This window comes from Mammaliicoccus sp. B-M6 (assembly GCF_022386965.1).
GTDB classification, from domain to species: Bacteria; Bacillota; Bacilli; order Staphylococcales; family Staphylococcaceae; genus Mammaliicoccus; species Mammaliicoccus sciuri_A.
In genome coordinates, this window is the sequence record NZ_JAJNHJ010000010.1 from 30246 (window position 1) to 43893 (window position 13648).

Here is a 13648-nt window from a genome sequence, read left to right on the forward strand (position 1 = left end):
TTATTTCACCCTCTCTAAAATAAGTGTAAATTGAGTACCTTTGTTCATTTCACTATCAACTTTAATATCAATATGATTTTTCAATGCTAATTCTTTCGCAATATAAAGACCTAATCCAGATCCACCAGATTCTCTTGATCTTGCTTTATCAACTCTATAAAAGCGCGTAAAAATTTTCTCTAAATCTTGTTCTGGAATACCTGATCCATAGTCTTTAATTTGTATTTGAACATGATCTTCAATTGTTAAAATATTAATATCAATATGACTCTGACTATATTTGTATGCATTATCTAAAAATATAGTCATAATTTGTGTGAAACTTTCTTTATTCACAAGTCCTTCTATATGTTGATTTTCAGCAGATAAATTAATTTTTCGTTTATATACTGCCATTAGGCGTTTAACTAAAATATAGATTTCTTTATATAAATTAATTTTCTCTAGTGGTAAATCATGATACGTTCTCTCTATCTTAGCTAAATCCAACATTTGCTCAGTTAAATATTTTAAACGTTTTGCTTCATCATTAATCGTATCTATACCCTCTTCTAAAATATCTTCACGAGTTTTCCCAAATCGTTTTAACATTTCACTATATGAACTAATAACCGTGATTGGGGTTTTTAATTCATGAGAAGCATTTAGAATAAAAGCTTGTTGCTTTTCATCATGATCTTTTAAATAAAGCATCATATCGTTAAATGTTTGTGATAATTCTTTTAATTCTTTCGTATCATCTTTATTAATACCAATAGTCGTGTAATGTTTTGTTTCTTTTGTCTTATTCATCTTTATTATAAGTTCATTAATCGGCTTCAATATAATCTGAGTAATAATTCGATTTAATAAAAATATAACAATTAGTATAATAAAAGTAGATACAATTAATATGCCTTTTAATATATCAAAGGTTTCATATTTGAAATTAATATTTTCGTAAATTTGTAAATTACTGACTTCACCGTTTTTCCAAATAATCGGTAGTGATACCATTGCAAAGTGATTACCTTTCTTATTAACCACTTTCTTATACTGTTCATTTTTAAATGGTTCGCCAATATTTTTGTAGTTTACATCTGTCGAAATTTGAATTACTTTTTTGTCATTTTTGTTTACTAAAGTAATATATCCGTCAGAGAGTAAATAAGATTGTAATACCGCTTCAGTATTTACATTTTCTCTAGTTGTATTTTGTAATTCTTTCATTATATTTATTCCGCGACTTTCTAATTGAGTCACTTCTGAATCTAATGAAATTTTTTGATACACAAAATATACTACTAAGTTGATTAATATCACTACTATAACAATCATTACTGTTGTGTATAATTGGATCTTGGTTCCTAATTTCATAATATCAATCCTTTAATATATATCCTATTCCTCTAACGCTAGTTATAATAGACTCTGTATCTATATCAAGTTTTTTTCTTAAATATCGGACATAAACATCGATAACATTTGTATCGCCATAATAGTCATAACCCCATACTGCTTCTATAATTTGCTCTCTCGTTAACACTTGATTTTTATTTTCTAGAAAGTAAATTAATAAGTCATATTCTTTTTGTGTTAAATTAATTGATTCCTTATCAATATAGACTTCACGTCTTGATTTATAAATTGATAAATATCTATAAGTGGATGCATTGTCGTCTTCATTTTGTACTTTTAAAGTACTTTTTTCTTTCAAATGAACACGAATACGAGCGAGTAATTCTTCAATTTCAAATGGCTTTGTCATATAATCATTAGCACCAGAATCTAAGCCACTAACTTTGTCCATAACTGCATCACGTGCTGTCAGCATTATAATTTTAACGTCTTCATTTTGTTCTCTTACGCGTCTTAATACTTCTAATCCATTTAGTTCTGGAATCATAACATCTAATAAAATAAGGTCGAAATTTTCAGTTTCTAAACGTTCTAATGCTGATTTACCTGTGTGTGCAATATCAATTTTATAATTTGCATATTCTAGTTCTAATTGTATAACACGTGCAATTTTTTCATCATCTTCGACAACTAATATTTTCTCCATTATTTTGTCTCCTATCTAAGTGAAAGTCCTGTAAATTGCCACCATATATAATAACTAAATATCATCAATAATATATAAGTTGGCATTAATATAACACTTATTTTCATTAAATCTCGATTTTTAAATGGTTTTTCATCTTGTTCATAAAATAATAGCAATGCTTTTGAGCAAACTGGAAATGTTACACAATAATTCGTTCCAATTAAAGTAATAAACACTACTGCGACTGGATTTAAATTAAACATTTCACTAAATAATAAAAATACTGGTACAAAAACAATTGCCCGTGTCGTATGACTTGTAATATACAAATGTGAAGTAACAGTGATAATCACTATTATACTAAGTATAGCGAATTCATTTAAAGTTTGAAATTGAGATAAATAATTTAACAAATGATCTTGTATATAATCCACTACTTTATAAGTGACCAACAAATTCCCTAAAGTCGTAGCACCTGCTACAAAGAATATTAAACTCCATGAAATATTTTGAACACCTTGTTTCCAAGTTATCACACCTATTCTAGGTAGCATCATACAAATACCCATCAACATAGTAATAAAAGCAATTTCAAACCCATGAATATTTTCAGTCATCCATATAGTTATTGTGATGACGATATATACAATTGCTCTTTTCTCAATTTGAGTAAAAGGCTTTCGTTCTTCATGCGATTTTTCTTGATGGTAGAGTACGTCTTCACTTATATTCATATACATTATTTTAGTCACTATAAAAGTAACTAAACCAATTACTAAACCAAAGGGCAATCCCCATAATAAAAATTCACTATAAGAAATAGATTTATTAGCTTTTCCTTCTAATAATCCTATACCAACCAGATGACTACCGGCACCAATTAAAGTTAAATTTGCACCCATTAATATTAAAATTGGAATTAACAATGCAAAATACTTCATATTTGTCGGGAATCGTGTTTCAAATGCTTTATAAACTGGTAACATAGCTGCTGCTCTACCTGAAGTTGATGGTACGATAACAGAAATCACCTGTATGATAAGAAATAAAAGTATATTCACACTTCTACTCGTTTTACATCTCACATTTATAAAATTAATCATTCTGTTTAACAAACCACTTATTTCAATTGCCGCACTAATAATAAAAGCGCCTATCATCAACCAAACTACGTGCGAATTCATTGAATGAAACATTACATCTTCTGGTAATCCAAGTAGAATACCTATCATAATCGCGATAAACGAAGATAAACCAGCTGGCATATTTGATAATAAATAAAGACCTAATGACAATACGAATACAATTAAACTTAATTTAGCTAAATAACTCATATCTGTATATAAGAAAATACAGATTGAAAAGATGAAATATACAGATAAGTAAATGATTTGCTTATTAGTCATTTAGATCACATCTCTTTAGCAACCATTTGGTTACCTAGGTTAATGCCTATCATAATATGTCTAAATGCATTTTCAGAACAATTTTCTAACCAATCTTTTGCATCAGATATTGAATTTTCTAAAGTTGTTGGTTCTGGGATTATACTCGTAAATGCATCAATTCCACTTTGATAATTAATTTTTGCATTTAAACCAATTGTTCCTGCGAAAGCGATAACTGGTTTATTGTGCGATTTCGCAATTCTTGCAACTTCTGATGGAATTTTACCGTTTGGTGTTTGGTAATCTATACACCCCTCAGCAGTAATCACTAAATCTGCATTAATAATTGCATCAGAAATTTTAATATACTTCATTATAATTTCAAAGCGCGGATGTAACTTTGCATTTAAAAATCCATGTAAACCTGCTCCTAATCCACCTGATGCTCCACCACCATTAATAAGAGATAAGTCATCACCTTTAAATGATTTAATTAGTCTCGCAAGATGTTCTAAGTTGGAAGATAATTGTTCTACATCTTCAATTGATGCCCCCTTTTGTGGTCCAAATACTCTTGCAACTCCATTACTACCACACAATATATTCATCCAATTTACCGCTACATCAATATCAACAAGATGTACCCTTGGATCCATATATCTCATATCAACACCATGAATACGGTTAATTTCTCCACCTCCATTAATAAATATAGGTTCTCCTTCTTTATTTAAAAATTTAACACCTACTGCTTGAGCCATTCCTACTCCGCCATCTGATGTACCTGAATCTCCACAACCAATTAGGATTCTTTCAACACCATAATCTAATGCTTTAATAATTGTTTCTCCTACACCAAATGTAGTTGTATTAAGTGGATTTCTCATATTTCTAGGTACATGTCTTAAACCAGCAATCGCTGCCATTTCTATTACGGCTGTTTTAACACCACTTGCTTTAAATACACCAAAGTATGAAGGAATCGGCTTACCGATTGGTCCCATTACTTGCGTTGCAATTTTTTTACCTTCTTTAAGTTTTATAATAGTATCTACAAAACCTTCGCCACCATCAACCATTGGAATAGTTGTGACTTCATGTTTGCCCTCTACTTTATTAACACCATTCGCAATTGCTTTTCCGACCTCTTCTGCGCTTAAACTTTCTTTAAATCCTGATGGAATAATCACTACTTTCATGTTCATTTCCTCCTCATATCGTATTTCTTGCTTAACCATAATTTATCTTTACAAGATTTACATACAATTAGAGAAAAATTAAAATTTGATTAAAAACGAACATTTTAACAGTTTTATGTAATTTGGAGGAATTGATAAAAAAAATCTCATTATTTAGCCTATGCTAAATAATGAGATTTGAGTTCATTGAATTTTTATAGTATGAGTAATCGTCATACATACTTCAAACTATGCTTAATTATTTTCTTTCAATTTCAACCATTTTGAAAGCTTCGAAGATGTCGCCTTCTTTAATGTCGTTGAATTTTTCGATTGTGATACCACATTCATATCCAGCTGCTACTTCTTTAGCATCATCTTTGAAACGTTTAAGTGTATCTAATTCACCTTCAAAGATAACAATGCCGTCACGAATAATACGTACACTTGCATCTCTTGTAATCTTACCGTCTGTTACGTAACTACCAGCGATTGTACCTACTTTAGATACTTTAAATGTTTGACGTACTTCAGCTTGACCAATAACTTGTTCTTCATATTCAGGGTCTAATAGACCTTTCATAGCTGATTCGATTTCTTCGATTACTTTATAAATAATACGATGTAATCTCATATCAACATTTTCTTCTTCTGCAGCACGTTTAGCACCTGCATCTGGTCTTACGTTAAATCCGATAATAATACCGTTTGATGCTGCTGCTAATGTAACGTCTGATGCATTAATCGCACCAACTGCTGTATGAATAATACGTACATTAACACCTTCAACATCTATTTTCATTAATGATGCTGCTAAAGCTTCTACAGAACCTTGAACATCACCTTTAATGATGATATTTAAATCTTTCATTTCACCTTGTTTCATTTGTTCAAACAAGTTATCTAATGAAACGCTCTTACTATCTTGACGTTGTTTTAAGATATTTTCTTGTTGACGTTTTTCACCGATTTGACGCGCTTGTTTTTCATTTTTGAAGACAACAAATCGATCTCCAGCTTGTGGTACATCATGTAAACCAGTAATTTCAACAGGTGTTGATGGTCCAGCTGTTTTGATTCGTTTACCTAAGTCGTTAACCATCGCACGTACTCTACCGTATGTGTTACCCACTACTAATGAGTCACCAACTTCTAAAGTACCGTTTTGTACTAATAGAGAAGCTGCAGGTCCACGTGATTTATCAAGTTCTGCTTCGATTACAGTACCTACTGCAGCACGGTTAGGGTTAGCTTTTAATTCTTCAACTTCAGAAACTAAACCAATCATTTCTAATAAATCATCGATTCCGTCTCCTTGGATTGCTGAAAGTTGAACGAAGATTGTATCTCCACCCCAGTCTTCAGGATAAAGACCATATTCACCTAATTCTTGCATAACACGATCAGGATTTGCTGTTGGTTTATCAACTTTGTTTACCGCAACAATAATTGGTACTTCAGCTGCTTTAGCATGGTTAATTGCTTCAATTGTTTGAGGCATTACACCATCATCAGCTGCAACAACTAAAATTGTGATATCTGTTACTTGAGCACCACGCGCTCTCATTGTTGTGAAAGCAGCATGTCCTGGTGTATCAAGGAAAGTAATTTTCTTGTTATTGTTAACAATTTGGTATGCACCAATATGTTGTGTAATACCGCCCGCTTCACCAGCTGTAACACGTGTATTACGGATTGAATCTAGAAGTGTTGTTTTACCATGGTCAACGTGTCCCATGATTGTAACAACTGCAGGTCTTTCAATTAAGTCTGCATCATTTTCATCAACTTCAAAGTAATTTTCTAAGTCAGTAGCATCTACATGTACTTCTAACTCAGCTTCAATATCATAATCTGCACAAATTAATTCAACAGTTTCAGTATCTAATGCTTGGTTAATATTAGCTACGACACCAAGTAAGAATAACTTCTTGATAATTTCAGAAGCATCTTTGTTGATTTTATCAGCTAATTCACCAACTGTAATACCTTCTTCATACGTAATTAAAGATGGTGTTTCTTTAACTTCAGGTTTAGGTTGTTGCTGTTGTTGATTATGTTGTTTTTTGTTATTTTGCTTTTTATTCTTTTGATTCTTTTGTTGATGATTAGGTTTATTGTTTTGTTTGTTATTCTGTTTGTTGTTATTTGATTTATTTGTATTTGCGTGAGTAGTTGATTGGTCTTTTTTAGCAGAATCCTGCTTTTTAAATGCTTTATCTAAAATTTTAATGTCATTCTCCTCTAATGCTTGCATGTGATTTGATACTTCTATGTTATTCTTTTTTAATTCATCTATGATTGCTTTACTCTTTACATCGATTTCTTTTGCATACTCATATATTCTCTTTTTACTCATATACTCACTCCTCATGAAAATCATGAATCATCGTTTTTAGCTTTTTGCTAAATCCAATGTCAGTTATGCCCAACACCACTCTGCTTTCTTTTCCAATTGCGTAGCCTAATTCATAGCGTGTAGCAAAAGTTAAAAGTGTTACATGATAAGTTGCACATTTATTTTTTATTGTTTTTGTAACATTTGCTGCAGCATCTTCTGAAAGTATGACAAGTTTAACATTGCCTTTTCTTAACTCACTTATGACAATTTCTTCGCCAGTCTTAATCTTTCTAGCTCTTGTTGCCAGACCAAGAAGATTTAAAATTTGATCTTTCTTTTCTATACTCATTTAGGTATACGCTCACGGTAAATTAAACGAATGATTTCTTTATAGACAGGTTCAAGTGTTTCTTTATTACTGTCAAAATAACGTTCTAACTTTCCTTGTTTCTGTGCATTTTCGATAACTTCTAGATCTTTAGAAACATATGCACCGCGACCTGGTGCTTTACCTGTCGCATCTGCTGTTATTTCGCCTTCTTTATTTTTAACGACACGAATCATATCATTTTTAGGTTTCATTTCATTTGAAAGTATACATTTACGCATTGGTATCTTTTTCTTTTTCATGATAAAAGCACCTCACTTTATGATTCTTCAGTTGAAATAATGCCTGCTTCTCTTGCATCAGTTTCTGATTTAATATCAATCTTCCAACCTGTTAATTTTGCAGCAAGTCGTGCATTTTGTCCACGTTTACCGATTGCTAATGATAATTGGTAATCTGGTACGACAACTGTAGTCGATTGATTTTCTTCGTCTACGATAACTTCTACAACTTGTGAAGGACTTAAAGCATTTCTTACGAATACTTTTGGATCTTCGTCCCACTCAACGATGTCGATTTTTTCGCCACCTAATTCATTAACGACTGCTTCAACACGAACACCTTTAGCACCAACACATGCACCTACAGCATCGATATCGCCATTTTCTGAAGTGACACTAATTTTAGAACGGTCTCCAGCTTCACGTGCTACAGATTTAACAATAACAGTACCGTCATAAATTTCAGGAACTTCTTGCTCGAATAAACGCTTTAATAAACCAGGATGTGTACGTGATACAAAGATTTGAGGACCTTTAGTCGTTTGTTCAACTTTATTCACATATACTTTAATACGTTCATTTGGTAAATATTGTTCATTTGGACTTCTCTCAGCTTCAGAAAGTACAGCTTCAGTACGGCCTAAATTAACATATACATAACGGTGATCGACTCTGTCAATAACACCTGTTACAATGTCATCTTCTTTATCAATAAACTCATCATAAAGAATGCCTCTTTCAGCATCTCTTAAACGTTGCATAACTGCTTGTTTAGCTGCTTGAGCACCAACACGACCGAAGTCTTTAGGTGTAACGTCTTCTTCAAAGACATCTCCAATTTCGTATGCTGGGTTTGTAACTAACGCTGTATCTAATGCTACTTGATCTCTATAATCTTCAACATCTTCTACAACGTCTTTTCTTGAAATAACTCTATAAGTACCTTCATCAAGATTCAATTCGATTCTAACATTTTTGGCACTGTCATAGTTCTTTTTGTAAGCTGTGATTAAAGCCGCTTCTATTGCATCAATAAGTACCTCACGAGGTATTCTTTTTTCCTTTTCAAGGTATTCAATTGCAAGTAATAATTCATTACCTTTCACAATGTATCCTCCTTTATATTATAACATTACTGATCGACGTGCTTTAGCGATTTTCTTGCGTGGCAACGTGACATTCTTAGTTCTTGTTTTAATTTTCACTTCTAGCGTTATAGATGTTTCAGTAACTTCTTTTAAAACGCCTAACCATTCTTTATCTCCTTCAACAGGTTCGTATAACGAGATAAATACAGGTTGTTCAATTGCATTTTGATAGTCTTTTTCTTTTTTCAATGGGCGTTCTGCACCAGGTGAAGATACATCCATGAAATAAGGTTCTTTAATAGGATCTTCTTTGTCCATAACTTCACTAATCTTTTCAGAGGCAATTGTGCAGTCGTTCAAATCAACGCCACCGTCTTTATCAATTGCAATACGTAGATAATAGTCTGATCCCTCTTTGACATATTCGACATCTACAAGTTCATAATTTAAATCTTCAAGTATTGGTTGAATAATTTCCTCAACGTGTGCTGCAACTTTACTCATAATGACCTCCCTCTTAATACAAACAGAAAAGAGCGGGAAATGTCCCACTCTTTAAACGTCAGAGTATTATTTTAAGCAATAACAGTATATCACATAATGGCGCTATGCTCAAGAACATGCATTATAAATCAAATATTGAAAGCTGAGCTTTATCAGGCATATTTGGTAATGATCCAAGTTCATCGAGATATTCGATAATTTTTTGAGATACACCTGCTTTTTTATTAAGGTCTTCTTTAGCTAAGAATGGACCTTCTTCTCTTGCTTCGACGATACGTTTCGCAACGTTTTCACCTAGTCCAGGAACTGCGATAAATGGTGGAATAAGTGAATCACCTTCAATTTTGAATTCAAATGAATCACTTTTCTCTAGGCTTACTGGCTGGATTTTGTAACCTCTATGTGCCATTTCATTTGTTATTTCTAAAACTGTTAATACATCTTTTTCTTTTTTAGCTAATTCATGGAATCGGCTATAATATTCTTTCACCGTTGCTTTAATAGACTCTTTATCTTTTGTCATTGTTTTTAAATCAAAGTCTGTCGCACGTACTGTAAAGTAACTTGCATAATAGAACAACGGATGATGAACTTTGAAGTATGCAATTCTTAATGCCATTAGAACGTATGCAGCAGCATGGGCTTTAGGAAACATGTATTTAATTTTTTTACATGAATCTAAATACCAATCTGGTACATTATTTTCTTTCATAGCTTCTTCGAATTCATCTGTTAAACCTTTACCTTTACGAACTGCTTCCATAATTTTAAAGGCAAGCGATGGTTCTAAGCCGTTATACATTAAGTAAACCATAATATCATCACGACAACCGATAACACTTGATAAATCACATGTACCTGATTTGATTAACTCTTGTGCGTTTCCTAACCAAACGTCTGTACCGTGTGATAACCCAGAAATTTGAACGAGTTCAGAAAAAGTAGTTGGTTTCGTATCCTCAAGCATTTGTCTAACGAAACCTGTTCCAAATTCAGGTACGCCGAATGTTCCAGTCTTACAAAGAATATCTTCTTCTGTAACACCTAATGATTCAGGTGTACTAAAGATTTTCATTGTTTCTTTATCATCTACTGGAATTGTCTTAGGATCAATGCCTGATAAATCTTGTAACATTCTAATCATTGTTGGATCATCGTGTCCTAATATATCCAGTTTCAAAATATTATCATGGATAGAATGGAAGTCGAAATGCGTTGTTTTCCATGGTGATTTTTGATCATCGGCAGGGTATTGGATTGGTGTGAAATCATAAATATCCATATAATCTGGAACAACAATAATACCCCCTGGATGTTGCCCGGTTGTTCTTTTAACCCCAGTACAACCTTTAACAAGTCTATCAACTTCAGCTGCTCTTTTATGAATGCCTTGATCATTTAAATATCCTTTAACATAACCGAAAGCTGTTTTTTCAGCTACAGTACCGATTGTACCTGCTCTGAATACTTTGTCTTCACCGAACAGTACTTTCGTATAATTATGGGCTACTGGTTGATATTCACCACTAAAATTCAAGTCAATATCCGGTACTTTATCTCCTTTGAAACCTAAGAATGTTTCAAACGGTATATCTTGTCCTTCTTTAATCATATCAACATGACATTTTTCACATTGTTTATCTGGTAAGTCGAATCCTGATCCGACTGAACCATCATCAAAGAAATGACTTTCTTTACAAGATGGACAAATATAATGTGGTGGCAATGGATTCACTTCAGTTATTTCAGTCATTGTCGCAACAAAACTAGATCCGACAGAACCACGCGAACCAACTAAATAACCATCATTCAAGGATTTCTTAACTAACCTTTGCGAGATTAAATAAATAACCGCAAAACCATTTCCGATAATACTTTCTAATTCTTTTTCAAGTCTATCAATAACAATTTGTGGTAAGTCTTCACCATATAATTTTCTAGCATTCTCATAACTCATTTCACGAATTTCTTCATTCGCACCTTCCATATTAGGTGTATATAATTCATCCCTAATAGGTATTACTGTTTCGAGTCTATCTGCTAAGTCGTTCGTATTTTTAACAACAATTTCATATGCTTTTTCTTCACCTAAGAAGTGGAATTCGTCTAACATTTCATCTGTAGTTCTAAAGTGTGCTTCAGGTAATGTTTGTCTATTCAATGGATTACCTGGTTGAGAAGCGATTAATATTTTTCGTGCAACAGCATCATGTTCGTATAAATAATGAGCATTTCCTGTTGCAATAACTGGAATATCAAGTTTCTCACCAACGCTTAATATACGACTATATATTTCTTCCATCGTTTCATTATCTTTAATCAATTCTCTATCAATTAAATCTTGATATAATCCTTTTGGTTGAACTTCTATATAGTCATAATATTTCGCAACTTTCTCAACTTCATCTTGGTCTTTTTGCATAACCGTTGTAAATACTTCACCTTCATCACATGCACTACCTACTAGAATACCTTCTCTATATTTGTTTAATAACGAGCGTGGTATACGTGGTGTACGATAAAAGTAATCAACTAATGAGGCACTGACAATTTTGAATAAATTTTTAAGTCCCACTTGGTTTTGTACGATTAGCGTTACATGAGATGGTCTTGCACGTTTATATGCTTCATCATTTGATAGCTTCTCGTTTATTTGATTATGGTTATGAACATTGAGTTCTTCTAACTGTTTTAACATCTTAATAAAGATATGAGCTGTTGTTTCCGCATCATAAATCGCTCTATGGTGTTGTGTAAGTTCTACACCATATTTTTTAGCTAAGAAATTCAAACCATGTTTACCATATTCAGTATTCACTGTACGTGATAATTCAAGCGTATCGATAACACCATTTGTCGTAGCACCAAGTCCGATACGTTCAAATCCTGTATCTATAAAGCCCATATCAAATGATGCGTTATGCGCAATATAAATTGCGTCTCCAACCCATTCATGGAAATCTTTTAGTACTGTTTCGATATCAGGTTGTCCACGTAACATTTCATCTGTAATACCGGTTAAATTTTTAATTGTTTCTGATAAACGTTCTCCTGGGTCAGAAAAACGTTCAAATGTGTCAATTACTTCGCCATCTTTAACCTTAACGGCCGCTAATTCTATAATTTGATCATATTGACTTGAAAGTCCTGTTGTTTCGACGTCAAATACAATATACGTTGCTGTCTTAAGCGGAATATCTTGTGACTTGTACGCAATCGGCACACCATCATCTACAAGCATACCTTCCATACCATAAATCATTTTAATACCATTTTTCATTGCTGCTGCATGCGCATCTGGATATCCTTGAACACCATTATGGTCTGTTATCGCAATTGCTTTATGTCCCCATTTAGCAGCCTGTTCAACATACTTACCAATATGTGTAATGCCATCCATTTGACTCATAGATGTATGTAAGTGAAATTCAACTCTTTTTTCATCTGCTTTATCAAGTTTAGGAGACTTCTTAATTTCATGGATATCAGTCATCATCATCACTAAATCACGTATAAATTGGTCTTGTTCAATTCTACCTTGTGCTCTAACCCAAGTACCTACTTTTAAAGCTTTAAAATGTTCAAGGTCATCTTTACCTTTTCTCGTAAACATCTTAAGTATAAGTGAATCGGTATAGTCCGTAATTTTTAATGTGACAATATGTCTACCACTTTTAAGTTCTTTCATTTCAATATCAAAAATAACACCTTCAAGTGCTACTTTGAACTCTTCTTCAATGATATCTTCTATTTTGCGAATAGAATCTACTGGAATGTCTTTACCTATTTGACATCGCGATACAGCATTTTCATTATCACTAGATTCTGCTTTTTCTTTCTTTATACGTTCCATTTTTTCTGATGCAATACGTGCAGCTTCTTCATCTTCTTGTTGGATGTGCGCTTCAAATGATTCAAGTTCTCTTCTCATTTGTTCTTCATTATCCATCGTTTCGAATATCACACGACTTATTTGAAAGCCACATTTTTGGAGCGCTTTTACTAATGAACCATTAACACGCTTATCAAAATAATCGCGTTCAATATCATTGTTCACTTGAACTTTCACGATATCATCAGCAAATATAATAGGCTTTTGTTTAAGTTGATGTTTCACTTTATCACTTAATTCAGTACCATCAATACAATGTGGAATATATTTCAATATATGTTCATCTATTTGTTCTTTAGTTGTCACTTCAATTGTCCAATCAACTTGCGCAATACTACTAAAAGCACTTTTCAGTTGATTTGTAAAAACAAGATACATTTCACTTGATAAATAATATGGCAACTTAATGTAGAAATGCCACAATCTTTTTGATTGGGACACATCAATTCTTGTAAGTTCACCTTGTTCTACGACATCTTTATCAAGTTCATCTGTAATGTTCATTTGCGTGAGAAGCGTTTGGAATTTCTCTTGCCCTGTCATTGACACTTATACGACCACCTTCATCAAAATGAAAAAGAGGCTAATCATTATATAGCCTCTTTAAATATCTTATATTATA

At 32.6% G+C, this 13648-nt stretch carries 10 protein-coding genes; all 10 read right to left on the bottom strand.

Annotated elements, in window-relative coordinates; genetic code table 11:
• The 10 genes from LQ693_RS05490 to LQ693_RS05535 all read right to left on the bottom strand — a co-directional run bounded on the left by LQ693_RS05490 (window position 1) and on the right by LQ693_RS05535 (window position 13575).
• The gene (locus LQ693_RS05490) at window positions 1-1356 is read right to left on the bottom strand and encodes a sensor histidine kinase (protein ID WP_107572771.1); all 1356 of its coding nucleotides are present in this window, start codon (window positions 1354-1356) and stop codon (window positions 1-3) included.
• Window positions 1357-1360: 4 nt separating this feature from the next.
• Window positions 1361-2044 carry a response regulator transcription factor gene (locus LQ693_RS05495; RefSeq protein WP_025905340.1) on the bottom strand — a complete coding sequence of 228 codons (684 nt, stop codon included), beginning with the start codon at window positions 2042-2044 and terminating at the stop codon, window positions 1361-1363.
• 11 nt (window positions 2045-2055) lie between these two features.
• Entirely contained in the window at window positions 2056-3432 is a 1377-nt protein-coding gene (locus LQ693_RS05500; protein WP_025905339.1) for an SLC13 family permease, read from the bottom strand.
• 5 nt (window positions 3433-3437) lie between these two features.
• Window positions 3438-4613, bottom strand: a complete 1176-nt coding sequence (locus tag LQ693_RS05505; protein WP_239702977.1) for a glycerate kinase family protein — start codon at window positions 4611-4613, stop codon at window positions 3438-3440.
• 238 nt (window positions 4614-4851) lie between these two features.
• On the bottom strand, window positions 4852-6951 hold the full coding sequence (infB, locus tag LQ693_RS05510; RefSeq protein ID WP_025905337.1) for a translation initiation factor IF-2: 2100 nt from the start codon (window positions 6949-6951) through the stop codon (window positions 4852-4854).
• 4 nt (window positions 6952-6955) lie between these two features.
• Window positions 6956-7282 carry a ribosomal L7Ae/L30e/S12e/Gadd45 family protein gene (locus tag LQ693_RS05515; RefSeq protein ID WP_025905336.1) on the bottom strand — a complete coding sequence of 109 codons (327 nt, stop codon included), beginning with the start codon at window positions 7280-7282 and terminating at the stop codon, window positions 6956-6958.
• Window positions 7279-7563 carry an RNase P modulator RnpM gene (gene rnpM, locus LQ693_RS05520; RefSeq protein ID WP_025905335.1) on the bottom strand — a complete coding sequence of 95 codons (285 nt, stop codon included), beginning with the start codon at window positions 7561-7563 and terminating at the stop codon, window positions 7279-7281. The genes LQ693_RS05515 and rnpM overlap by 4 nt, the downstream gene beginning before the upstream one ends.
• A gap of 17 nt (window positions 7564-7580) precedes the next feature.
• Window positions 7581-8648, bottom strand: coding sequence for a transcription termination factor NusA (nusA, locus tag LQ693_RS05525; RefSeq protein ID WP_037587793.1), 1068 nt, complete (start codon window positions 8646-8648; stop codon window positions 7581-7583).
• An 18-nt stretch (window positions 8649-8666) separates the two neighbouring features.
• Window positions 8667-9134: a ribosome maturation factor RimP gene (rimP, locus tag LQ693_RS05530; protein WP_037587791.1), complete on the bottom strand. Its 468-nt coding sequence runs from the start codon at window positions 9132-9134 to the stop codon at window positions 8667-8669.
• Window positions 9135-9255: 121 nt separating this feature from the next.
• A complete protein-coding gene (locus LQ693_RS05535) occupies window positions 9256-13575 on the bottom strand; it encodes a PolC-type DNA polymerase III (RefSeq protein WP_376750369.1) in 4320 nt (1439 codons plus the stop codon).
• Window positions 13576-13648: the final 73 nt, after the last annotated feature.

Bases quoted from the DNA above. Each gene is read 5' to 3' on its own strand.
- LQ693_RS05490 (WP_107572771.1), bottom strand. From the start codon at position 1,356: ATGAAATTAGGAACCAAGATCCAATTATACACAACAGTAATGATTGTT.
- LQ693_RS05505 (WP_239702977.1), bottom strand. From the start codon at position 4,613: ATGAAAGTAGTGATTATTCCATCAGGATTTAAAGAAAGTTTAAGCGCA.
- LQ693_RS05515 (WP_025905336.1), bottom strand. From the start codon at position 7,282: ATGAGTATAGAAAAGAAAGATCAAATTTTAAATCTTCTTGGTCTGGCA.
- infB (WP_025905337.1), bottom strand. From the start codon at position 6,951: ATGAGTAAAAAGAGAATATATGAGTATGCAAAAGAAATCGATGTAAAG.
- rimP (WP_037587791.1), bottom strand. From the start codon at position 9,134: ATGAGTAAAGTTGCAGCACACGTTGAGGAAATTATTCAACCAATACTT.
- LQ693_RS05500 (WP_025905339.1), bottom strand. From the start codon at position 3,432: ATGACTAATAAGCAAATCATTTACTTATCTGTATATTTCATCTTTTCA.
- rnpM (WP_025905335.1), bottom strand. From the start codon at position 7,563: ATGAAAAAGAAAAAGATACCAATGCGTAAATGTATACTTTCAAATGAA.
- LQ693_RS05495 (WP_025905340.1), bottom strand. From the start codon at position 2,044: ATGGAGAAAATATTAGTTGTCGAAGATGATGAAAAAATTGCACGTGTT.